Origin of the sequence: Vibrio coralliirubri, assembly GCF_024347375.1 — a bacterium.
In the GTDB taxonomy this organism is placed as follows: Bacteria; Pseudomonadota; Gammaproteobacteria; order Enterobacterales; family Vibrionaceae; genus Vibrio; species Vibrio coralliirubri.
Genome location: NZ_AP025470.1, coordinates 2,830,587 through 2,854,684, shown reverse-complemented (window position 1 = coordinate 2,854,684; position 24,098 = coordinate 2,830,587). Strand labels below are relative to the sequence as shown.

General features: G+C 44.5%; 22 protein-coding genes. 8 read left to right on the top strand and 14 right to left on the bottom strand.

Annotated features, from left to right (window positions below; genetic code table 11):
• Positions 1-7 precede the first annotated feature (7 nt).
• From nqrE to nqrM, 4 genes are all read left to right on the top strand, one after another.
• Complete coding sequence (gene nqrE / locus OCV20_RS13045) at positions 8-604, top strand: NADH:ubiquinone reductase (Na(+)-transporting) subunit E (RefSeq protein WP_009848375.1); 597 nt, start codon at positions 8-10, stop codon at positions 602-604.
• A gap of 29 nt (positions 605-633) precedes the next feature.
• A complete protein-coding gene (gene nqrF / locus OCV20_RS13040) occupies positions 634-1,860 on the top strand; it encodes an NADH:ubiquinone reductase (Na(+)-transporting) subunit F (RefSeq protein ID WP_017631923.1) in 1,227 nt (408 codons plus the stop codon).
• A gap of 175 nt (positions 1,861-2,035) precedes the next feature.
• Entirely contained in the window at positions 2,036-3,040 is a 1,005-nt protein-coding gene (locus OCV20_RS13035) for an FAD:protein FMN transferase (protein WP_048607978.1), read from the top strand.
• Positions 3,041-3,056: 16 nt separating this feature from the next.
• Entirely contained in the window at positions 3,057-3,311 is a 255-nt protein-coding gene (gene nqrM / locus OCV20_RS13030) for a (Na+)-NQR maturation NqrM (protein ID WP_009848378.1), read from the top strand.
• 135 nt (positions 3,312-3,446) lie between these two features.
• Here nqrM and OCV20_RS13025 read toward each other — a convergent pair whose 3' ends face one another.
• Entirely contained in the window at positions 3,447-4,685 is a 1,239-nt protein-coding gene (locus tag OCV20_RS13025; protein WP_086773654.1) for a GGDEF domain-containing response regulator, read from the bottom strand.
• Between the two features lie 164 nt (positions 4,686-4,849).
• Between OCV20_RS13025 and dinB the strand changes: the two genes are divergently transcribed.
• Positions 4,850-5,926 carry a DNA polymerase IV gene (gene dinB, locus OCV20_RS13020; RefSeq protein ID WP_086773653.1) on the top strand — a complete coding sequence of 359 codons (1,077 nt, stop codon included), beginning with the start codon at positions 4,850-4,852 and terminating at the stop codon, positions 5,924-5,926.
• A gap of 107 nt (positions 5,927-6,033) precedes the next feature.
• Here the strand turns inward: dinB and OCV20_RS13015 are convergent, their stop codons facing one another.
• Positions 6,034-7,968: a RecQ family ATP-dependent DNA helicase gene (locus tag OCV20_RS13015; RefSeq protein WP_086773652.1), complete on the bottom strand. Its 1,935-nt coding sequence runs from the start codon at positions 7,966-7,968 to the stop codon at positions 6,034-6,036.
• 145 nt (positions 7,969-8,113) lie between these two features.
• Between OCV20_RS13015 and OCV20_RS13010 the strand changes: the two genes are divergently transcribed.
• From OCV20_RS13010 to OCV20_RS13000, 3 genes are all read left to right on the top strand, one after another.
• A complete protein-coding gene (locus tag OCV20_RS13010) occupies positions 8,114-8,587 on the top strand; it encodes a GreA/GreB family elongation factor (RefSeq protein WP_050052877.1) in 474 nt (157 codons plus the stop codon).
• 88 nt (positions 8,588-8,675) lie between these two features.
• The gene (locus tag OCV20_RS13005) at positions 8,676-9,434 is read left to right on the top strand and encodes a YggN family protein (RefSeq protein ID WP_086773651.1); all 759 of its coding nucleotides are present in this window, start codon (positions 8,676-8,678) and stop codon (positions 9,432-9,434) included.
• A 289-nt stretch (positions 9,435-9,723) separates the two neighbouring features.
• Positions 9,724-11,085, top strand: a complete 1,362-nt coding sequence (locus OCV20_RS13000; RefSeq protein WP_048614238.1) for a sodium-dependent transporter — start codon at positions 9,724-9,726, stop codon at positions 11,083-11,085.
• Between the two features lie 181 nt (positions 11,086-11,266).
• On the opposite strand, the gene lipA is transcribed toward OCV20_RS13000, so the two are convergent.
• From lipA to leuS, 12 genes are all read right to left on the bottom strand, one after another.
• Positions 11,267-12,232, bottom strand: coding sequence for a lipoyl synthase (gene lipA / locus OCV20_RS12995; protein WP_017059920.1), 966 nt, complete (start codon positions 12,230-12,232; stop codon positions 11,267-11,269).
• Positions 12,233-12,236: 4 nt separating this feature from the next.
• On the bottom strand, positions 12,237-12,896 hold the full coding sequence (gene lipB / locus OCV20_RS12990) for a lipoyl(octanoyl) transferase LipB (protein WP_086773650.1): 660 nt from the start codon (positions 12,894-12,896) through the stop codon (positions 12,237-12,239).
• Between the two features lie 198 nt (positions 12,897-13,094).
• Positions 13,095-13,373, bottom strand: a complete 279-nt coding sequence (gene ybeD, locus OCV20_RS12985) for a DUF493 family protein YbeD (RefSeq protein WP_086773666.1) — start codon at positions 13,371-13,373, stop codon at positions 13,095-13,097.
• A 232-nt stretch (positions 13,374-13,605) separates the two neighbouring features.
• The gene (locus OCV20_RS12980) at positions 13,606-14,787 is read right to left on the bottom strand and encodes a serine hydrolase (protein WP_017068508.1); all 1,182 of its coding nucleotides are present in this window, start codon (positions 14,785-14,787) and stop codon (positions 13,606-13,608) included.
• A 93-nt stretch (positions 14,788-14,880) separates the two neighbouring features.
• A complete protein-coding gene (locus OCV20_RS12975; RefSeq protein ID WP_019820805.1) occupies positions 14,881-15,720 on the bottom strand; it encodes a septal ring lytic transglycosylase RlpA family protein in 840 nt (279 codons plus the stop codon).
• 3 nt (positions 15,721-15,723) lie between these two features.
• On the bottom strand, positions 15,724-16,845 hold the full coding sequence (gene rodA, locus OCV20_RS12970) for a rod shape-determining protein RodA (protein WP_086773649.1): 1,122 nt from the start codon (positions 16,843-16,845) through the stop codon (positions 15,724-15,726).
• A complete protein-coding gene (gene mrdA, locus OCV20_RS12965; protein WP_061040425.1) occupies positions 16,845-18,737 on the bottom strand; it encodes a penicillin-binding protein 2 in 1,893 nt (630 codons plus the stop codon). Before mrdA ends, rodA begins: the two co-directional genes overlap by 1 nt.
• A gap of 6 nt (positions 18,738-18,743) precedes the next feature.
• Positions 18,744-19,214: a 23S rRNA (pseudouridine(1915)-N(3))-methyltransferase RlmH gene (gene rlmH, locus OCV20_RS12960; RefSeq protein ID WP_004735246.1), complete on the bottom strand. Its 471-nt coding sequence runs from the start codon at positions 19,212-19,214 to the stop codon at positions 18,744-18,746.
• Between the two features lie 3 nt (positions 19,215-19,217).
• On the bottom strand, positions 19,218-19,535 hold the full coding sequence (gene rsfS / locus OCV20_RS12955) for a ribosome silencing factor (RefSeq protein ID WP_004735247.1): 318 nt from the start codon (positions 19,533-19,535) through the stop codon (positions 19,218-19,220).
• A 64-nt stretch (positions 19,536-19,599) separates the two neighbouring features.
• Positions 19,600-20,625: a DNA polymerase III subunit delta gene (gene holA, locus OCV20_RS12950; protein ID WP_048607954.1), complete on the bottom strand. Its 1,026-nt coding sequence runs from the start codon at positions 20,623-20,625 to the stop codon at positions 19,600-19,602.
• A gap of 12 nt (positions 20,626-20,637) precedes the next feature.
• The gene (locus OCV20_RS12945; RefSeq protein WP_086773648.1) at positions 20,638-21,291 is read right to left on the bottom strand and encodes an LPS-assembly lipoprotein LptE; all 654 of its coding nucleotides are present in this window, start codon (positions 21,289-21,291) and stop codon (positions 20,638-20,640) included.
• A gap of 175 nt (positions 21,292-21,466) precedes the next feature.
• On the bottom strand, positions 21,467-24,043 hold the full coding sequence (gene leuS / locus OCV20_RS12940) for a leucine--tRNA ligase (RefSeq protein WP_050052874.1): 2,577 nt from the start codon (positions 24,041-24,043) through the stop codon (positions 21,467-21,469).
• Between the last annotated feature and the right edge of the window lie 55 nt (positions 24,044-24,098).

The window sequence follows — 24,098 nt, the reverse complement described above, 5'->3', positions numbered from 1 at the left end:
GGTAGTCATGGAACATTATATTAGTCTGCTAGTTAAATCGATTTTCATCGAAAACATGGCGCTTTCTTTCTTCCTAGGTATGTGTACATTCCTAGCGGTATCTAAGAAAGTTAAAACTTCTTTTGGTCTTGGTGTTGCGGTAGTTGTAGTACTTACAATCGCTGTTCCTGTAAACAACCTTGTTTACACACACATCCTGAAAGAAAACGCGCTTGTTGAAGGTGTCGATTTAAGTTTCCTTAACTTCATCGCATTCATCGGTGTTATCGCGGCACTTGTACAAATCCTAGAGATGGTTCTAGACCGTTTCTTCCCACCTTTGTACAACGCACTAGGTATCTTCCTTCCACTGATCACAGTTAACTGTGCAATCTTTGGTGGTGTATCTTTCATGGTAACTCGTGACTACAACTTTGCTGAATCTGTTGTTTACGGCTTCGGTTCTGGTGTGGGTTGGATGTTAGCTATCGTTGCTCTTGCGGGTATCCGTGAGAAGATGAAGTACTCTGACGTACCTCCAGGTCTTCGTGGCCTTGGTATCACGTTCATTACTGTTGGTCTGATGGCGTTAGGCTTTATGTCTTTCTCTGGTGTTCAACTGTAGGGTAAGCACCCAGTAATAAGGAATAACAAATGCAAAGCATTATTCTTGGCGTAGCGATGTTTACCATTATTGTATTGGCTCTAGTACTAGTGATTCTTTTCGCTAAGTCTAAGCTAGTACCATCAGGTGACATCACTATTGCTGTAAACGGCGACCCTGAAAAGGCGATCGTTACTCAACCTGGTAGCAAGCTACTTGGTGCCCTAGCTGGCGCTGGTATCTTCGTATCTTCTGCTTGTGGTGGCGGTGGCTCTTGTGGTCAGTGTCGTGTAAAAGTTAAGTCTGGTGGTGGCGACATCCTTCCGACTGAACTTGATCACATCACAAAAGGTGAAGCTCGCGAAGGCGAACGTCTTGCATGTCAAGTTGCTATGAAAACTGACATGGAGATTGAACTAGACGAAGATATCTTTGGTGTTAAAAAGTGGGAATGTACTGTTATCTCGAATAACAACGAAGCTACTTTCATCAAAGAACTTGCTCTAGCGATCCCTGAAGGTGAAGAAGTTCCGTTCCGCGCGGGTGGTTATATTCAGATTGAAGCTGAACCACACCACGTGAAATACGCAGATTACGATATTCCTGAGGAATACCGTGGTGACTGGGATAAGTTCAACTTGTTCCGTTACGAGTCTATCGTTAAAGAGCATTCGATCCGTGCTTACTCTATGGCTTCATACCCAGAAGAGAAAGGCATCATCAAGCTTAACGTGCGTATCGCAACTCCGCCGCCAAACAACCCTGACGTAGCTCCTGGTGTGATGTCTTCATACATCTGGTCTCTTAAAGAAGGCGACAAATGTACTATTTCTGGTCCATTTGGTGAGTTCTTTGCTAAAGACACAGACAATGAAATGGTATTCATCGGTGGTGGTGCAGGTATGGCGCCAATGCGTTCACATATCTTCGACCAACTTAAGCGTCTTAACTCTACTCGTAAGATGTCTTACTGGTACGGTGCACGTTCTAAGCGTGAGATGTTCTACATTGAAGATTTCGATGGCCTAGCGGCTGCAAACGAGAACTTCGTGTGGCACTGTGCTCTGTCTGATCCTCAACCAGAGGACAACTGGGACGGTTACACAGGTTTCATCCACAACGTATTGTACGAAAACTACCTGAAGGATCACGAAGCTCCTGAAGACTGTGAGTACTACATGTGTGGTCCACCAATGATGAACGCGGCTGTTATCGGCATGCTGAAAGATCTTGGTGTAGAAGATGAAAACATCCTACTAGATGACTTCGGTGGTTAATCCATTTAAGTGATTGATATTATGGCTGACTCTCACGAGTCAGCCATTTGTTTTTCTAAGACTATTTTTGACAACATACTGGCTTATATAAGAAAGAGTAAGGCATTCAAAATACCTATTTTTTTACTCTTATTTTTCCTTATATAAATCCTCAACATTAGACAGGAGTAAGCAAGTGAGAATTTGGCTTGTTGCATTAACTTCTTTGATTTTTCTTGCGGGCTGTGAGCAGGCAAGAGAGCAAGTACACTTAAGTGGCCCGACTATGGGCACCAGTTACAATATTAAATACATCAATGGTGATGAATTTCCTGAGTCTAATGAAGTTCATACTGAGATCGATCGTCTACTTGAAGAAGTGAATGATCAAATGTCGACTTACCGTGAAGATTCAGAGCTGAGCCGTTTCAACCAACATAAAGGCGCGGACGCATTCGAAGTCTCTGAACAAACCGCTATCGTTGTGAAAGAAGCGATTCGTTTGAACGGTCTTACTGAAGGAGCGTTGGACGTTACGGTTGGTCCATTAGTTAATCTTTGGGGTTTTGGTCCTGAAGCGCGTCCGGAAGTGGTTCCATCAGATGAAGAGCTTGCTGCTCGTAAAGCTAAAGTTGGTATTCACCACTTGAGCGTTGAAGGCAACAAGCTAACTAAAGACTTGCCTAATTTGTATGTCGACCTGTCAACTATTGCAAAAGGTTGGGGCGTTGATGTTGTTGCTGACTACCTTGATTCCATTGGTATTCATAACTACATGGTAGAAGTCGGCGGTGAAATCCGTTTGAAAGGCCTAAACCGCGAAAGCGTAGGCTGGCGTATTGCCATCGAAAAGCCAAGTATTGACGAGCGCAACATTCAAGAGATCATCGAACCCGGTGATATGGCGATCGCAACGTCTGGTGACTACCGCAACTATTTTGAGCGTGATGGTGTTCGTTACTCACACATCATCAACCCAGAAACAGGAAAGCCTCTTCATCATAAAGTGGTTTCTGTGACTGTTTTAAACCCGTCTTCAATGACTGCAGACGGCTTATCTACTGGCCTTATGGTCTTAGGTGAGGAAAAAGGAATGGAAGTCGCAAACCAACATAACATCCCAGTGTTCATGGTGGTAAAAACAGCAGATGGCTTTAAAGAAATTGCTTCTGAAGCATTTAAGCCATACTTAGGTAAATAAGGTAAGCGAGATAATTATGAATACATTTCTGATTACATTTGGTGTTTTTCTTGCAGTAATCGCAGCGATGTCAATTGGCTACATTATCCAAAAGAAAGTTGTGAAAGGTAGCTGTGGCGGTTTGGGTGCTGTTGGTATTGATAAAGTATGTAACTGCCCTGAACCTTGTGACGCGCGTAAGAAGCGTGAAGCACGTGAAGCTTACCGTGAAGAGAAGCTGGCTGAGCGTCAACAAAAAGAAGCGGCTTGGAGTAAAGACCGTATCGCTTAATTGGTGACAGTCATTAGGGGTAGAGTTATCTATGCCCTTAAATTGAAAAGCTCAAGATTACCGTCTTGAGCTTTTTTAGTTTTGAAGTATAGCAATTAATCTTGGCATACTAAAAATGGAAACAAAAGCGAATGACTATTGTTCGATTTGCATGCTGTTACGCGCAAACACTAGCTGGTTTCTACCTTGCTCTTTTGCCGTATAAAGAAGCTCATCAGCGGCTTTGATCTGCTCATCTAGCTTCGCGTCTAAATCGGTTACGCCGATACTGATACTGACCTTGATTCTTTGAGAGTCATGCTCAACAACATGGCTTTCAATGGCTTCTCTCATGGACTCTAAGTTGTCAACAAAGCTCTCAAATGCACCGCATGACTGAATACAAAACTCTTCACCACCGAAGCGCACAGCGACATCGTCTTTGAAATGATCTTTGATGATTTTCCCTACATCGATCAGCACAGCATCACCACCATCGTGGCCAAAGGTATCATTCACTTTCTTAAAGAAGTCGATATCCATCATCGCGATGTTTCGTTGATCGCAGCCTTTACAAGGATGATTGAACAGGTAGCGACGATTCCATAAGCCAGTAAGAGCATCCTCGTTGGCATGTCGAAACAGCTCATTGGCTGCTTCTTTCATATCAAGCAGTTGATGGATTCGGCAGAAAAACTCTTCTTGGTTAAAAGGCTTGTAAAGGAAGTCGTTAGCCCCCGCTTTAAGGAATCGCGCTGTCATGGTGCGGTCATCGCTGCCCGATAGACCTAGAATGGCCAGCTGGTTTCTGTCGTGATCACGTCGAATCTCACGGATCATCGCTATACCGTCTTTCTTCGGCATATCATGGTCTGTAACAACGAATGTAATATCGGGATCGTTATGAAGAAGCTTTAATGCTTGTTCGCCATCTTCGGCTTGGATAGTTTGGATATATTGGTGTTCTAGAAGTTGAGCTATGTAACGGCGAACGACTGCTGAATCATCGACAACCAATGCTTTGTGGTGGCGATTATTCGAAATTCTTTGAACCAGAGGGAGTAGGTAGCTTACTGATGACATACTGTCTTTAAGTATGTAATCGATAACGCCTTTGGCTAGGACTTGCTCTCGCAGTTGATTGTCAAACATCCCGGTCAGGACAATGATTTTCTGTTGGTAGCCTAAGACGAGGTCAATGATCTCACCGTCTTGCCCGTCAGGTAAGCAGTAATCCAATACGGAACACAAGAAATCCGTCTCTTGTTCCAATATGTTTTTTGCTTCTGCAATCGATTCAGCAACTGCTACCTCATAACCGCTATTTTTAAGCTGTTGGTACAGGTAGTTGCGGAATGCTCGGCTATCTTCCACCACTAGTATTTTTTCACTCACAAGCGATCCCTACTTATAGACTAAATACTCGTTAACAATAGTATCAGAAGAGCTCATGGCTATTGAAGCGAAACCTCTTTAGCTGGACTCGAGATCGTTTTAAATCTGATAATAATTGGATTATACTGTTTATAGATACAGTTGTAAGGTCGAGTAATTTCTAGATGTGTAGCGCGGGTGAAGAGAAAGTAAGAAAAATAATTCATGTTGATATGGATTGTTTTTACGCGGCTGTAGAAATGCGTGATAACCCTGCTTACCGAAATCGCCCGTTAGCTGTTGGTGGGCATGAAAAGCAACGCGGTGTTTTGAGCACCTGTAATTACGAAGCCCGCAAGTTTGGTGTTCGCTCTGCAATGCCGACCGGAAAAGCCCTACAGCTTTGTCCTAATCTATTGGTTGTGCCGGGAAGAATGTCGGTCTATGTCGAGATATCTAAAAAGATCCGCGAAATCTTCTCTCGATACACATCGATCATTGAGCCTCTTTCCTTGGATGAAGCTTTCCTTGATGTCACCGATTCTAAGCAGTGCCATGGTTCGGCCACTCTGATTGCTGAGTCGATTCGCCGTGATATCTGGAACGAACTGAACCTGACAGCGTCTGCAGGAATTGCGCCGATTAAATTCTTGGCGAAAGTGGCCTCGGATCTGAATAAGCCCAATGGTCAGTTTGTTATCCCTCCACAAGACGTACAATCAGTGATTGATGAGCTGCCGCTTGAAAAGATTCCCGGTGTTGGCAAGGTGAGCATTGAAAAGCTGCATCAAGCAGGTTTCTTTACTTGTAAGGATATTAAAGAGTCTGACTATCGAGACCTCCTACTCAAGTTTGGCCGTCAAGGTGCATCACTCTGGAAGCGCAGTCATGGCATTGATGATCGAGAAGTTATCATCGAGCGCGAGCAAAAATCGGTAGGCGTAGAGCGCACCTTCACTCAAAATATTTCAACTTACGCTGAATGTTGGCAGGTAATCGAAGACAAGCTATTTCCTGAACTCGAAACTCGCTTAGAAAAAGCCAGCCCAAGCAAAGCGATCATCAAGCAGGGCATTAAGCTCAAGTTCGCCGACTTTCAACAAACCACGATTGAACACATCCACGCCTCTCTCGATCGTGAACACTTCAAAGAACTGCTAAGTGAAATACTGAAAAGACAACAGGGACGAGAAATACGCCTGCTTGGTTTAAGCGTAATGCTGCAACCCAAAGACCAAATGCGTCAGCTGAGTTTCTTTTAGGGAAAGGCGTTGAGAGTTTAGGCTTAGAGGTGACTTGAAGTGTTGGTGTTTGAGTACCGACTAGACTTTACAGCCTAGCCGGTTTTTACCTAAATATGGAAATTAGGTTATCTAGGAAGCTGTTTAACTCGCGCTAAGGTATCACTGAACGGTTGCTGCTCTAGCTTGCCGTAACCAACCATTTTACTGGCTTTCAGTTTGGTTGAAAGCGGGGTGGCGATTCCACATAAGAAGCGAGTAATCGCCTCGTCGGTAATCAGTTGTTGGCTGTTGGAAATGAACTCATGTATCCATGTCATCACCGTCTCATCATCGACAGGGTCAACATCAACGGTTGGTAAGATTGCCACTTCTCCTCTACATACAGAGCAGTGACCGCAGTTTGTTGGTGCTTTGTCATCGGCAAAATAACTCGCAAGGCGTGAGCTTAGGCAAGTATCCGCCTCAAAGAAGTTCAGCATTTGGTTAAGGCGGTTTATCTCACTGTGCTCTTTTGCTTTAAATAACTCAGTGAGGCGTTCTGACAGTTGCATCATATCTTCAGAGGTATTGTGGATCGCGTAGACATCGGTGATCTGCTTGCTTTCCAGTTCAATCCAACCTTGTTCATTGAAGTAGTCGATAGCCGCAATCACACGCTGACGATCGGCTTGGAAGTGTGTCCAAAGCGCATCGAAGTCGACTTGGCACCACACTCTTGCCTGAGGTGAACATTGGAAGATCGCTTCTACAAACTGACGGCGTTCATTTTGGAACTGTTCGGTGATTTGTTGTTTTGGACGAATGAACTTAAATTTGTAGTCTGCGAAGTAGCTGTACTTGGGTTCAATCACGCCTTCAATTTCCAGATATACCAACAGTGTTTTTAGCGGTAACTGACGAATGTTGGATTCACGTGATAGTTGATTAAGCATGAGCTCCCATTGATTCGAGCCTGAAGCGCCAATGTTTTGACTTTCGTAAATCTCTTTTAATACCGCTTGGATCGATATGTTGTCTGGCGTATCACCAAAAACGAAGTTCTCGAGTGTGCTCAAACCATGTTTGTTAGCGAGTAGAATACATTCAGACGCTTGCCCATCTCGACCAGCCCTGCCGATCTCTTGCGAGTAGTTTTCGATCGATTTTGGTAAGTCAAAGTGAATAACTCGGCGAATATTGGACTTATCCACGCCCATACCAAACGCAATGGTTGCCACGATACAACTCACTTCATCATTCATGAATTGATGTTGAATAGCATCTCTATTTTCAGGCTTGAGACCCGCATGGTAAGCCACTGCATTAACGCCAGCGTTACGAAGTTGCTGAGCTACCATCTCTGCTGTTTGTTGGAGTGTGACATAAACAATAGTAGGAGCGAGAGAAGCTTGGTTAACCACATTGCACAAGGTTTCTAACTTGCTGGTTTGTTCACAAGGTTGAATCGACAGATCGAGGTTTTGACGATAGAAGCCCGTAACCACAACGCGCTCCTCATCAATTTCAAACTTTGACTTCATATCTTGGATAACCGATGTGGTCGCAGTGGCTGTCAGTAGCAGAACCTGAGGAATATTGAGCTGCTTTTGGTATTGAGGAAGCTTCAGGTAATCTGGTCTGAAGTTGTGTCCCCATTCTGAAATACAGTGAGCTTCATCGACCACAAGCAGTGAGATTGGTACTTGGGAGATAAACTGGCGAAAGCGTTCGTTCTTCAAGCGCTCAACGGAGATCATGAGGATCTTGGTATCACCGTTACGTACCGACTGCATAACCTGTTGTGTGGTTTGCCTGTCTTGGCTTGACTCGATTGCGGCTGCGCTAATGCCTTTACTGTGCAGGAAAGCGAGTTGGTCTTTCATTAAAGCTAACAGTGGTGATATCACCAATGTTAAGTGCGGCAACTCTAATGCTGGTAATTGATAGCACAGCGATTTACCTGAGCCTGTCGGGAATATCGCGGCAGTCGAGTGACCAGATAGAACATTATCAATGACTTGCTTTTGCCCATTACGCAGTGAGTCGAATCCGAATACTTGTTTTAGCTTCTGCTCAATCATTTATGTTCTACCTGAGTTATTAAGTGTCGTATTGATGCTAAAGCGGGCGTCTATTCATGATAGCGTCGCTTGATGAATCAAATGTCTTGCACCTGATTGTACCTAATTCTATTCTGTAGCTCCTATAGAAAAGCACCCCAATAGTATGAATAAGTCTGAGCTTCGCCAAATAATCATAGAGCAACTCGAATCCCGATTACGTATCGCACAATCTGCTACTCAACGCGCGATTGATGCTGCGACAGATGAAGAGACAGTGCCTGAGCATAAGTACGATACATTGGCACTAGAAGCTTCATATCTCGCCCATGGCCAAGCGGTGAGGGTGCAAGAGTGTGAGGACGACATTCAGTGTTATCGCAACTTAGTGCTGCGTGATAGTGAGAAGATTACAGTGAGCAGTTATGTTGTGGTCATAGACGAGTATGATCAATATAAACATTTCTTTATGGGGCCGAGAGTCGGCGGACTTTCTGTCACGTGGAATGAGAATGAGGTAGCTATTGTGACGGCAAATGCACCTTTCGGTCAGGCTCTAATGGGTAAAGAAGTTGGCGATGAGATTGAATTTAAGGTCGCTGATAAACAGTTTTGCTACGAAGTTATCTCTATCGACTAACTAGTTGATTAGTCGATATTAAACGTTTCTCTGACAAAGAAGTATATACCAAGGGTATAGTAATCTGTCAGATTGATGAGAGGATGTTATGAAAAACTATGTATTAATTGCATCACTAACAGCGGTTATCGCTGTTGTGAGCCTGCCAACGTTTGCTGCTCAGTGTCGAGTTGATTTGAAGAATGAACTACGAATCGATGATCAAAAAGTCGAAATCCATCAAGTGAATGGTGATACGGCCGTTTTTGATGATAACAACGATCTCTATATCCATGGTGAGAGGGTAGAGCTTGATGCCGACCAACAAGCGGCGATTGAGAAATACCGCGAAAACATGAGTGAGTACTTACCTCGAGCGAAACAAATGGCCAACGATAGCTTAGCGTTAGCCAATGACGTGATTGATGATATCGCGGCTAGCCTGGATTCACCTGAGTCATTTGATAATGTAAAAGAATCAATGAAAACCTACTTTGCAGAACTGGAAGCGCGTTACTACAACGATGGCGAATTAGTGTTACCAGCAGAAAGCTTTGATTCGATGGCCAATGGCTGGTCTGAAGATTTTGAGAAGGCGAAAGAAATCTTTAACCAAGAATTTATCTCTAGTGCTTTTAATGCGATGTCAGAAAAAATGAAACAAGACGGTGGCCTAAACCTGACTGAATTGGCTGACAGCATGGCTGAATTAAAATTAAAAGTTGAAGAGCGAATGAAAGAACACTCTCAACAAGTACAAGAAGAAGCGAATGAGTTCTGTGATTCTCTTGATGAGATGGCGGAACAAGAGCAAGAGTTGCATGAAATCATTCCGAACCTAAAAGACTATCAAGTCTTTACGATCTAATCTGGATCGACGTAGGAATAGCAAGAGCACCAGTTGGTGCTCTTTTTGTTTGTATAAATGGAACCACACGGCGAGTATTTATCTCTATTTAATCCATTTCCTTCTCAAGCCTTCCACTTCGCTTTGTTGCTTCTAATTGAACGATAAGACTGGTTATTTGTTAATTTTGTGGTTCTAAATAGCGCATTGATTGTAAAAATCAGAGAATTGTTCATTTATTAGTTGTGCCTATCATTGCTTTTTATTACTGTACTTCTCAACTAGTTCACTGATTTTTAATGCGGGCGATATGGACCAACAATCTTCCTCTTCAAGAGAGCACTTTAGCTCTCGTTTAGGCTTTATTTTAGCAGCGGCTGGTGCAGCGGTTGGCTTGGGTAATATTTGGGGCTTCCCGACTCAAGTTGCCAGCAACGGTGGCGGTGCTTTCCTTTTGGTCTATTTGATCATGATCTTCGTGGTTGCTTTCCCAATGTTGGTGGTAGAGATGGCTATCGGCCGTCATGGCCAAGCAAACCCAGTTGATAGCATGCGATCTTTGACGACAAACCCTTTGGGTAAGAAAGTCGGTGAGTTTGTCGGTTGGATTGGACTGAGTGTACCAAGCGCTGTGTTGGCGTTTTACAGTATTGTTGGTGGTTGGTTGATCTGCTTCCTAATTGGTGCAGTCGCTGATCTTATCGGTCTAGAAGCGATTGCTGATTGGTTTAAAGGCTTCAGTGTTGAGCGCAACGTGTTTGGTACCGTCGCGTTCTATGTACTGACTATCTTGATTGTGCAGGGTGGTGTTAAGCAAGGCATCGAGAAATGGTCGACTCGTTTGATGCCTGCGCTGTTTGTTTTATTTGGCTTATTGTTTGTTTACATCATGACGCAATCTGGCGCGATGGAAGGCCTAAAACATTACCTTGTTCCAGACTTTGAGAAAGTGTGGGATAGAAAACTGATTCTGGCGGCAATGGGACAGGGCTTCTTCTCACTCACCATTGGTGGTTGCTCTATGTTGGTTTATGGCTCTTACTTAAGCAAGAAAGAGAACCTGCCAAAAATGGCGATGAACGTGACGCTTGTTGATACTGCAGTGGCTTTTATTGCTGGCCTAGTGGTGATGCCAGCAATGTTTGTTGCGATGCAAAAAGGCGTTCAAATCTACGCTGAAGACGGCTCACTATTAAGCTCTGACACGCTAGTATTCACGGTTTTGCCGTTGATGTTTGATAGTTTAGGTGTGCTTGGTCAGATCTTTGCGATTGTGTTCTTCTTACTACTAACGATTGCTGCACTGACTTCTTCTATCTCGATGCTTGAAGGCCCTGTAGCGCTAGTGAGTGAGCGTTTCAATACTAGACGAACGCCAACAAGCTGGGTGATTGGTGGTGCTATCGCGCTGTTTAGTGTGGTGATTGTTTACAACTTTGCTGCGATGTTTGGCATGGTAGCGATGATTGCAACTCAGTATCTTCAACCTGTCGCTGCACTGATGTTCTGTGTGTTTGGTGGTTGGGTGTGGAGCCGAGCTTCAAAAGTGAAAGAGCTTGAGCAAGGTTGTCCTGATTTTCAGCTTGGTTGGTTTGGTAAGGTTTGGCCAATGTATGTGAAGTTTGTGTGCCCAATCTTGGTAGCAACGGTTATCTGGGCTTCTTTCGGTTAATGCAGAACCCTATCAGGGCTTTTTGAAATTACCTCCTCAGAACTTGAAATATTAAGCACAAGGCCACTCATAAGAGTGGCTTTGTTGTTTTTATATAAAGCTATAGCGGCTCGAACAAGATAGAAAAAAGGCGCTGAACATAATATTCAGCGCCTTTGCATTGTTCGTTAAGCAACCGTGATTACTTAATTTCCATACCTTGAGCTTGCAAGTCCGCATGGTAAGAAGAACGTACAAACGGGCCACATGCTGCGTGAGTGAAGCCTAGCTCTAGAGCAATCTCTTTCAGCTCATCGAACTCAGAAGGCGGTACGTAGCGTTCTACTGGTAAGTGGTGACGGCTTGGTGCTAGGTATTGGCCTAGTGTCAGCATAGTCACACCATGTTCGCGAAGGTCTTTCAGTACTTGAACGATCTCTTCTTTTGTCTCGCCAAGACCCATCATCACACCTGATTTTGTTGGGATGTCAGGGTGCTGCTCTTTGAATTTCTTCAGTAGATCAAGAGACCACTTGTAGTTCGCACCTGGACGCGCTTTACGGTATAGACGTGGCGCTGTCTCTAGGTTGTGGTTGAAAACATCTGGCGGGTTGTCTTTCATTAGATCAAGTGCAACGTCCATACGACCGCGGAAGTCTGGAACCAGTGTTTCGATACGAATATTTGGGTTTAGTTCGCGAATCTCACGGTTACAGTCAGCAAAGTGCTGAGCACCGCCGTCACGCAAGTCATCACGGTCAACTGAAGTGATTACAACGTACTTCAGTTTCATGTCTTTAATCGTCTTAGCCAGCTTCTTCGGCTCTTCAGCTTCAGGAGCAACAGGGCGACCATGGGCAACATCACAGAACGGGCAGCGACGAGTACAGATAGCGCCAAGAATCATAAACGTTGCCGTACCGTGGTTGAAACACTCGGCTAGGTTAGGGCAAGACGCTTCTTCACAAACTGAGTGCAGGTTGTTTTTGCGCATTGCTGATTTGATTTCTTGAATACGATGGCTGTCTGAAGGAAGTTTAATCTTCATCCATTCAGGCTTACGTAGAACTTCTTTCTGTTCAGCAGGCATATTCTTTACGGGAATTAATGCCATTTTGTCAGCGTCACGATATTTAACGCCTTTTTCCATTTGGATTGGTTTGCTCATGATTTTATGCTTCTGCTGTAATGTTACTGGTGGCTTGAATGTCTACTTGGTCATAGCCGAGTAGCTCTACGAGCTCTTGTATTAACTGTTGCTCAACGTTTTCTAGTTCACTTGGTCCGCCGAGTTGGCTTACCTGCGCCATTTCCATACCTTGGTAACCACATGGGTTAATACGTAGGAATGGAGACAGGTCCATATCGACGTTGAGTGCTAACCCGTGGAACGAGCAGCCACGTCGAATACGTAATCCGAGTGAACAGATTTTCTTGCCATCGACATAAACACCAGGAGCGTCAGGTCGGGCAGCTGAATCTATATTGTAAGCTTTCAGAGTATTGATTACGAGGTTCTCGATATGAGTAACCAAATCACGCACTCCGAATTTCTTGCGGCGGATGTTAATCAGAAAGTAAGCCACTAATTGGCCTGGGCCGTGGTAAGTCACTTGGCCACCGCGATCGCTTTGTATTACAGGGATATCACCGGCATTTAATACATGCTCGGCTTTACCTGCTTGTCCTTGAGTGAAGACAGGGTTGTGTTCAACCAACCAAACTTGGTCTACGTCTTCTTCCGTGCGTTTGTCTGTGAACTTATGCATGGCTTTCCATACAGGTTCGTAATCCTGACGGCCTAATTTTTTTACGATTAGCTTATTTTGCAAAGCAGCACTCCCTCAAGGATTAATAAAGTGAACGCATTATAAACGCGAAACATGATTCTAACTACAGACGGACTGCAAGGTTTTTCAACTTTCTTTGTATTTATTGAAAATTAAGTTGAATGAATTTGAGCTAGATAGGGTGTTTTAAACAAAAACAGCGGCAATAAGCCGCTGTTTTTCATGTGTAATCGGAGATTACTACAGAACCATACGAACTATTTCGATCTCGCCCAGTTCTTTATAAAGAGTTTCTACTTGTTCAATTGAAGTCGCAGTAATATTGATAGAAACAGAGTGGTAGTTACCTTTCGCACTCGGTTTTAGCGTTGGGTTGTAGTCACCAGGAGCATGACGCTGGATCACTTCTAGTACTAGCTCAGTCAGTTCTGGCTTAGCGTGGCCCATTACTTTGTAAGTGAATGAACAAGGGAACTCTAAGAGGTCTTTTAGTTTTGCATCAGAATTGATGTTCATGATTAGCTCCAAAAGGCTAGACTCTCGCAAATTGGCGAAATGTCGATAAAAAGCGTGTTCGGTCAACAGACACGAGTAATAAGGCGGAATATTACGTGTAAATATCACCGAACTCAAGATCAACAAAAGCCGCACATGGCGGCTTTTGGTTCGCTAATGAGTAAATCATGAACTTACTCATTAGGTTAGCTATACAATAAGCTTAGGTTTTACCTAGAACAAACCTTTGGCTTGTTTAGAATAAACCCTTGAACAGAAGAACTAGGTAGTCCCATAGGCGGCTGAATAGGCTGCCTTGGTCTACATCTTCAAGTGCTAGTAGTGGGTATTCAGCAACGTCTTCACCGTCTACTTGGTAGAATAGTTTACCAACTACATCGCCTTTGCTGATTGGCGCTTCTAGCTCTTTCTCAAGAACGAAGCTTGCCTTCAGGTTCTTAGCTTGACCACGAGGTAGCGTAACGAATGTATCTTCGTCGACACCTAGTGCAACTGTGTCCTTGCTACCCATCCAGATCTTCTCTTCTACGAAGGTTTCACCGGCTGTGTGTGGTGCCACTGTTTCAAAGAAGCGGAAGCCGTAGCTAAGCAGTTTTTTGCTTTCTGTTTTACGAGCATTCGCATTCTTGGTGCCCATAACTACAGCAACTAGGCGCATTTTGCCTTCTGTCGCTGAGCTTACTAGGCTGTAACCTGCATTGCTTGTGTGACCCGTTTTGATGCCATCAACGTTCATGCTCTTATCCCATAACAGACCGTTACGGTTGTATTGGGTGATGCCGTTGTATGTGAATTTCTTCTCTGAGTAGATACGGTACTCGTCTGGTACGTCGCGAATCAGCGCCTGACCAAGTAGTGCCATATCGTAAGGCGTTGAGTATAGGTTCGGGTTGTCTAGACCGTGCACGTTAGCAAAGTGCGTGTCTTTCATGCCGATAGAGCTTGCCCAAGCGTTCATTAGGTCAACGAATGCATCTTCAGAGCCAGCGATATGTTCAGCCATAGCAACACATGCGTCGTTACCTGATTGAATGATGATACCGCGGTTTAATTCTTCAACTTTAACCGTAGTGCCAACTTCAACGAACATCTTAGATGAATCTGGGAAGTTTTTAGCCCAAGCATTTTCACTGATTACAACATCGTCGTTTAGGTTGATGTTGCCACGATCGAGCTCTTGGCCGATCACGTAGCTCGTCATCATCTTGGTTAAACTTGCTGGAGAAAGCTGAGTATTCATCTCTTTCTCTGCTAGTACTTTGCCTGAATGGTAATCCATCAGAACAAAACCTTTAGCGGCGATTTGAGGTGCATCAGGAACAACAATAGGAGCGGCGAATGACGATGTAGCTATCGTTGCAGAAAGAGCAACAGAAGTAGCAAAAATCGATTTAACAAGTTTATTAGATTTAATCATTTTGAATGCAATTATTTGGTGAACTATTCATATATTAACAGAATCACTCTGTCACACCAGAGCGCTGATTACCAGAAGTAACTGTTAGATTAATTAGCGAGTTAGGGTGTGTTTTTTTATATAAGCTGACGGGTAACCCATTAGCTTAACTTGTTCTAATTTCTCTTGAGTCAGAGCATAGTCATGAAATGGCCCAATCATCAGACGGTAGTTGTCATCATTTGGCTGCAAGAACGTTGCTACTTCTAGCTTTTCGGCTAGATCTTTCGCTAACTTTTCGGTTCTGTCTTCATGCGGAGATGTTGCGACTTGAATAATAAATTGCGGTAAAGCAGCCTTTTTATTTGCGTCGGTTGGCATAGCTACAGTAATGACTTCAATCTCAACATTTGCCGTGCCGGTTCTCAATACATCGAGCTTGTAAGCTGCCGCATAACTAAGGTCAATGATTCGGCCTTCATGGAATGGGCCGCGGTCATTAATTCGCACAATCGTCGTTTTGTTATTGTCAGTATTCGTCACTTTTACATAGCTTGGAATTGGCAATGTTTTGTGCGCTGCAGACATCGAATACATGTCGTAGATCTCGCCGTTAGACGTTAAGTGACCATGAAATTTCTTACCGTACCAAGAGGCTTTGCCTTTCTCAGTAAACCCTTCGGTCTTCTTTACGATTTTGTAGTCTTCGCCACGTAAAGTGTAATCCGTGTTACCACCTAAACTATAAGGTTCATACTGAGGGTGAGCATCCTCTAGATGCTCTACTGAGATAGGTGCATCTGGTGCAATATCTGAATCAATATCGTAGCGGCCTGTTGGCTGTTTTGAAGAACACCCATTGATTAAAATCGCTAGCCCCAAGATAGAGACTATTTTTTTGATTGGCAGCTCTTCAACCAAGGATGCTTTTTTTGGAAACGTTGTAATAGACATCGATTAGGTCGCCTTTGAGAATGCTTTTCTGTGTGTATGGATCGACATTAAAATACCAAAACCAGCCATAAGGGTAACCATTGAAGTACCGCCATAACTGACTAGAGGAAGAGGAACACCAACCACAGGTAGAATGCCACTTACCATGCCAATGTTTACAAAAATATAAACGAAGAAGCTCAGGACAATACTGCCGCCCATCATTCGACCGAATGCGGTTTGAGCTTGGCTCGCAAGCACTAAGCCACGTCCAATAATGAACAGGTAGATAGCAAGCAAGAACAAGATACCAATCATGCCCCATTCTTCGGCGATGACCGCAAAAATGAAGTCGGTATGACGCTCAGGGATGAACTCTAGTTGAGATTGAGTACCTTGCAGCCAACCTTTTCCAGATATACCACCCGAACCTATCGCAATCTTACTTTGAATGATGTGGTAACCCGCACCTAATGGATCTGATTCAGGATCAAAAAGGGTTCTTACACGTACTTTTTGATATTCACGCATCAAGAAGAACCATAGGATTGGGATAAATGCCCCTAGCGCGATTGCAGCGCTAGCAATGATTTTCCAACTGATACCTGCCAGGAATATCACGAAGATACCGGATGCAGCGATAAGGATAGATGTACCTAAGTCGGGTTGCTTTGCGATTAGAATCGTCGGTACAAACACCATCACTAGCGAGATCGCTAATGTTTGGAAGGTGGGCGGAAGTGAGCGCTTACCGATAAATCGTGCCAGCATCAAAGGCACTGCCAGCTTTAACAGCTCTGACGGTTGGAAGCGAACAAAGCCGAAGTTTAACCAACGTTGTGCACCTTTAGAGGCTTCACCAAAGAACAACACGCCTAATAGCAAGATGACACCACCTGCAAACAGCAGTGGTGCCAAGGTCTCATAAGTGCGAGGTGAGATTTGCGCTAGGAAGATCATCACACCTAAAGACAGAGCCATGCGCATCGCCTGGCGGTCCATCATCGCAACGCTTTGTCCGCTTGCGCTGTACATGATCAGCAGGGCAAAGCCCATTAAAACCAGAATGCCAAGCAAAAGCGGCAGGTCGATATGCAGCCTTTCGAATAGGGCTCTATTTCGTCCAGTTGAAGGATCAAGTTTCATTATTTAATTGGCTCACTTTGATAATCTTCTGCAAGGATAATATGGTCTAAAATCCTTCTTACTACTGGGCCGCCGTTAGAAGAACCGCCACCTGCGTTCTCTAGAACTATAGTTACGACGGCTTCAGGATCTTCAAAAGGCGCGTAACCTGTAAAGAGGGCGTGATCGCGTAAGTGCTCTGCGATTTCATCCGCGTTGTACTCTTCATCTTCTTTTAAGCCGAATACCTGCGCGGTACCCGATTTACCAGCGGTTTGGTAAGACATCTTCTGGAATGAACGTCTTGCCGTACCTTTCTTACCGTGGTTAGCCAGCCTCATACCTTCCTGAGCGATATCCCAATACTTCTTCTTAACCCCGGTTAGCGGTGGGTAAGTTTCAATGTCCGACATGATTTGTTCATCGAATGGACGACCGTTATCAATGGTTGAACGAAGTAGGTGAGGTGCTGTTACTTCACCTTCATTGACCAAAACTGATGTGGCTTTTGCAATCTGCATGGGTGTTGCAGTCCAGTAGCCTTGGCCAATGCCAACTGGGATAGTGTCACCTTGGTACCAAGGCACACGGTGTCTTGCCATCTTCCAATCACGAGTTGGCATATTGGCTTTGCTCTCTTCATAAATATCGATGCCAGTATAATCACCAAAGCCGAACATCATCATCCACTTGGATATGCGATCAATGCCGAGATCATAAGCAATTTGGTAAAAGAAAGTATCCACTGACTCTTCAATCGCTTTCTCTATATCAACGACGCCGTGTCCCCAACGTAACCAGTCACGGAATGGTCTTGTTTTTGAATTAGGGATCTTCCAATAACCTGGGTCATTACGCGTTGTATTGGGTGTAATCACACCTTCTTGCAGAGCCGCAACAGCAATGAATGGCTTGATCGTCGATGCTGGTGGATAAATACCTAGCGTTGCACGGTTAACCAAAGGGCGGTCTTTGTCTTGAAGTAGGGCGTTATAACCTTTAGACGAAATACCATGTACGAATGCATTTGGGTCGTAGCTTGGGCTAGATACCATGGCTAACACGCCATTGTCTTTCGGGTCGAGAACGATAGCTGAACCGCGGCGGCCATCAAGTAACTTATGTACGTATAGTTGTAGCTTGATATCCAAGTTGAGCACGATATCTTTACCCGGAACCGACGGTACAAACTTAAGGGTACGGATCACTCGTCCACGGCTGTTAACTTCGACTTCTTGATAGCCAGCGGTACCGTGAAGCATGTCTTCGTAGTAGCGCTCAATACCAAGTTTACCGATGTCGCGAGTAGCTTGGTAATTGGCGTCTTTCTCTTCGCGAACCAAGCGCTGCATATCACGGTCATTGATGCGCGATACGTAGCCAATCACGTGAGTTAACACATCACCATAAGGGTAGAAACGTTTTAGCGTACCTGTAACTTCAACACCTGGGAACTTATGCTGATTTACAGAGAAGATCGCAACTTGTTCTTCGGTAAGCTGATTCAGAATAGGTACTGACTTGAAGCGTCGTGAATTGCGACGATCACGATCAAATCGTTCAATACGCTCTGGCGGGATCTCGATTAATTCTTGTAGACGGATGAGCGTGTCATCCATATCTTTGATTTTTTCTGGTGTGATTTCTAGGTTGAAAACCGGGCGATTTTCGGCAAGAAGTACACCGTTGCGATCGTAAATCAAACCACGGTTGGGGGCGATTGGAACGACCTTGATGCGGTTATCGTTAGAGCGGGTTTTATAGTCTTGATATTGATTGACCTGAATGTTGTACAGGTTAACAACCAACATCGATATCATGACTATGATCCCCGCAAACGCAACAAAAGCACGATTAGTAAATAGTCGTGCTTCTGCTTTGTAATCACGGATTTGGCTACGTTTACGTAACATTAACGCTTATTCTCGATGATAAGGGTGGTTAGCAGTGATGCTCCAAGCTCGATACAAGCTTTCAGCCATGATAACGCGTACTAATGGGTGAGGGAGAGTAAGCGCAGACAGAGACCAACTTTGGTCTGCAGCCGCTTTACATGCAGGTGCTAATCCTTCAGGCCCGCCGATAAGGATAGAAACGTCGCGTCCATCCAACTTCCAACTTTCCAATTGCTCTGCCAGTTGTGGGGTGTCCCACTTTTTACCTGGGATATCAAGCGTGACAATGCGGTTGCCTTTTGGAACCGCTGCCAACATCGCTTCGCCTTCTTTTTGAAGAATGCGTGCAATATCCGCATTTTTACCGCGCTTTCCCGCAGTGATTTCAATGAGCTCTAATGGCATATCATGAGGGAAGCGGCGTTTATATTCTTTAAAGCCTTCTTCAACCCATTTTGGCATTTTTGTACCAACTGCGATTAATTGGATCTTCAAAGCTTAGCCCCAAAGTTTTTCTAGTTGGTACAGTTCACGGTGTTCTTCTTGCATAACGTGAAGCATGCTTGTGCCCATATCTAGAACAACCCATTCACCTTCTTGCTGGCCGTCCATGCCTAGTGGCTGCATACCTGCTTTACGTACTTCATCAGCAACATGCTGTGCAATAGAAGCAACATGACGCTTAGAGGTGCCAGTACAAACAATCATGTAATCAGTAACGCTTGATTTGCCTTCTACATCGATAGTCACAATCGATTCTGCTTTCATGTCGTCGGCTTTGTCTGCAAGAAAATCTTTTAGTTCTTCACGTAACACGGGGTGTTCCTTTAATCTGAATTTAGCTTTTTAGGGGCTGTTGACCCTTGAATATACCACGCTTTTAAGCATGAAATGGTATTGAAGCTGAAGGGATACAAAACTCTACGCTTAACTGATGAATTAATGGCCAAGGCGACTGTTCATATTGAGTTTTTGTCATCAATTCAGCTTGAGTGAGCAACGCGAACAAAGAGTGTAATTGAGAAATCGAAACTCTTGTTAGCGCGGCGTTATAAAGAGGTTTTTTAGATTGCCAGATACGGTGTTTCTCGAAGACCTGACCAATCGGCATCTGTTTCATTTGTTGTTGCATTTGTAATAGCAGAGCAAGCTCACGTTGTATGCTACGTAATAAAATGACGGGTTCGACACCTTCGGCTTCTAGCTGACGTAGGATTCGTTGTGCTCGGTTTCCTTTGCCTGCCAATAACGCATCACTCCAATGGAATGGAGTAAAATGGTTGTGTCGACTCAGCGATTCTTCTAAGCGTACTAACGTGAGTTTTCCATCTGGGTATTGGAGAGCCAGTTTTTCTAGGCTTTGGGTCAGAGCAAATAGATTGCCCTCATGCCATTGCGCCAGCATTTGAATCGCTTCAGGATCTGGTGTTAAACCGATTTGACGGCAGCGTGCTTGGACAAACTGAGGTAATCGGCTGACATCTGGCGTTAGGCAGCTGACCCAGTGACCCTGATTCGAAAGTGCCTTAAACCACTTAGCGCTTTCTTGAGCTTTGGTTAGCTTAGTGCCTACCAAGATCAGCAGGATATCACTGTGGATATGCTCGGAGATTGCGAGTAGCTCTTTTGCGATTGCGGCATTGACGCCTGACTCAGGCAGCTCAAGCTCGATGACCTGACGACTAGAGAATAGGCTCAGTGCTTGAGTGCAGTCGTAGACTTGATTCCAGTCGAGACTGCTATCAATCGCAAAGCGGTGACGTTCTTCAAAGCCTTGTTGTTTTGCAGCCTTTTGAATCGCTTCTCGGCTCTCTTGCAGCAGTAGAGGTTCGTTACCAAAAATTAGGTAAACATTACTCAACTGTTTAGCCAGTTGCTCTGATAAGCGGTCAGCAAAAATACGCATCAAATAAACCTATTACTCAGCCGAATCACTAAGTGTTGGTTGTTCTTCTGAAGCTGGTACGGTCTCAACGTCGTCAATTTCAACATTCTTGATGTTGTATTGCTTTTCGAGTTCTTTCACTTGAACGTGCTCTAGTGCATCTAGATCCATGCTATCAGCGGCAATGTTCGCTTTTAGTCGAGCCATCTGACGAAGGATTTGGCTTGTTGCCAACTTACGCATCTCATCTTCGATCATGTCTCGCTCAACCGACTTCGCAAGTGCAGTTAGCGGGTTATCTAGATAACTACGGGTAACGCTGGTTGAGAATGTCTTTGAGCCTAGATCCGGGACAGTAACTCGATATCTTGCTCGGAATGTCAGTTCTTTCTCTGCTGCACGAGTGTTTTGGTATAGAGACAGAGTTCGCTCACCTACGCTCTCACTAATAATGTGCAGGTTAGGGGTATTCTCAGCCGGTGGTACAATTTCTACATCATTCATACGCAGTTGACCTTTCATCATACGTGTAAACGTACTGTATTGGTCGTAACTGGTTACGGAGATCTTGTTGAGTTCTTCGGGTACGGAGTAATCACCACGCAGGTGGAAACCACAGGCACTTAATAGGCTGACGGTTAAAACAACAACAGTAACTTTCAATGAAGATAGTGAAATCAGGCGCATTATTTGATGGCTCTCATGAAGGTAGAATACTTATTTAAAGGCTTTAGCTTGAGTGGTTAGGCTCTAGTCTAAAGCGCTTAAATAAGTAGACAGGGCAATTAGCTACCCTGTCTACAGACTGCTTTTGATGAATTAAGTTCGTTAATTCTTTAGCAATTGCATTGTGCTAACGAAATTAGTTAGCAACGATGTTTAGAAGCTTACCTGGTACGAAGATAACTTTACGGATAGTTAAGCCATCTAGGAACTTCTTAGCGTTCTCATCGTTTAGACCAAGCTCACGAACTTGCTCTTCTGTTGCATCAGCAGCAACGGTTAGTTTCGCACGTAGCTTACCGTTGATCATTACAACGATAGTTTTCTCGTCTTCAACTAGCGCTTTCTCATCGAAAGTTGGCCATGTTGCTGAGTCTACGTTTGATTCACCAAGTGCAATCCACATTTCGTAAGAGATGTGTGGAGTCATTGGGTAAAGCATGCGTACTACCGCTTTTAGCGCTTCGTCAAGGATTGCACGGTCTTGTACAGATTCTTGAGGAGCTTTCGCTAGCTTGTTCATCAGTTCCATGATTGCAGCGATTGCCGTGTTGAACGTTTGGCGGCGGCCAATATCGTCCGTTACTTTCGCGATAGTCTTGTGGATATCACGACGAAGTGCTTTTTGGTCGCCAGATAGCGCAGAAGCATCAACAGATTCAGCAGCACCTTTAGAAGAGTGAGCGTGAACCAGTTTCCAAACACGTTTAAGGAAGCGGTTAGCACCTTCAACGCCAGACTCTTGCCACTCAAGCGTCATGTCTGCAGGTGATGCAAACATCATGAATAGACGTACTGTATCAGCGCCGTACTTGTCTACCATCTCTTGTGGGTCGATACCGTTGTTCTTAGACTTAGACATTTTGATCATGCCTGAGTGCTCAACTTCACGGCCTTGATCGTCGACTGCTTTTTCGATGCGACCTTTACCGTCACGTTCAACCGTTACGTCAGTCGGTGCAATCCACTCTTTGGTGCCTTTTTCGTTTTCGTGATAGAAAGCGTCAGCCAGAACCATGCCTTGACACAGTAGTTGCTTGAACGGTTCATCAGACGTCACGTAGCCAGCATCACGTAGAAGCTTATGGAAGAAACGAGAGTAAAGCAGGTGCATACAAGCGTGCTCGATACCACCAACGTATTGGTCAACTGGTAGCCAGTAGTTTGCTTTCTCTGGATCTAGAATGTCATCAGCTTGTGGTGAACAGTAACGAGCGTAGTACCAAGAAGATTCCATGAACGTATCGAACGTGTCAGTCTCACGTAGAGCGGGTTCGCCGTTGAATGTTGTTTCAGCCCAAGACTTGTCTGCCTTGATTGGGCTAGTTACGCCATCCATTACTACATCTTCAGGAAGAATGACTGGCAGTTGGTCTGCTGGTACTGGGTGAACTTGACCGTCTTCAGTGGTTACCATTGGGATTGGAGCCCCCCAGTAACGCTGACGAGATACACCCCAGTCACGTAGACGGAAGTTTACTGTCTTCTTACCTTTGCCTTCAGCTTCAAGCTTCGCAGCAATTGCATCGAATGCTTCTTGGAACGCAAGACCATCGAATTCACCAGAGTCGAACAGTACACCTTTTTCAGTGTAAGCCGCTTCAGACACGTCTAGTTCAGAACCATCTTCAGGTTTGATTACTGGGATGATATCGATGCCGTACTTAGTTGCGAATTCGTAATCACGTTGATCGTGAGCAGGAACCGCCATTACCGCACCCGTGCCGTAATCCATAAGAACGAAGTTAGCTACGTAAACAGGAACAACACGACCGTTAAGAGGGTGGATAGCCGTTAGGCCAGTATCCATACCTTTCTTTTCCATCGTTGCCAGTTCAGCTTCAGCAACTTTAGTGTTACGACACTCTTCAACGAATGCAGCAAGCTCTGGGTTGTTCTTCGATGCTTTCTCTGCAAGAGGGTGACCTGCAGCTATACCAACGTAAGAAACACCCATTAGTGTATCCGGACGTGTTGTGTACACTTCTAGTGGTGCTTCTTCACCGTTAACAGCGAAAGATAGCTCAACACCTTCAGAGCGGCCGATCCAGTTACGCTGCATGGTCTTAACCATTTCAGGCCAACCTTCAAGGTTGTCTAGATCGTCGAGTAGCTCTTGAGCGTACTCAGTGATTTTAATAAACCACTGTGGAATTTTCTTTTGTTCTACCGGAGTATCGCAACGCCAGCAGCAACCGTCTTCTACTTGCTCGTTTGCCAGTACAGTTTGGTCGTTTGGACACCAGTTCACAGAAGAAGTCTTCTTGTAAACCAGGCCTTTTTCGTAAAGCTTAGTGAAGAACTCTTGTTCCCAACGGTAGTACTCTGGAGTACAGGTTGCGAATTCACGGTTCCAGTCGTAACCAAAGCCTAGAAGCTTCAGTTGGTTCTTCATGTACTCAATGTTTTCGTAAGTCCATGGTGCAGGCGCTGTATTGTTTTTAACAGCTGCGTTTTCTGCTGGTAGGCCGAATGCATCCCAACCAATTGGCTGCATTACGTTTTTGCCTTGTAGACGTTGGAAACGAGATACCACATCACCGATGGTGTAGTTACGCACGTGACCCATGTGCAGTCGGCCACTTGGGTAAGGGAACATAGAAAGACAGTAGAATTTTTCTTTGTTTGGGTCTTCACTTACAACGAAAGTCTCGCTGTTATCCCAGTGTTGTTGAACCTTTTGTTCAATCTCTTGCGGGTTATATTGTTCTTGCATCGATGGTATCCGGTTATCTTGGAATTTGTGAGTTCGGTTAGAACAGAATCTTACA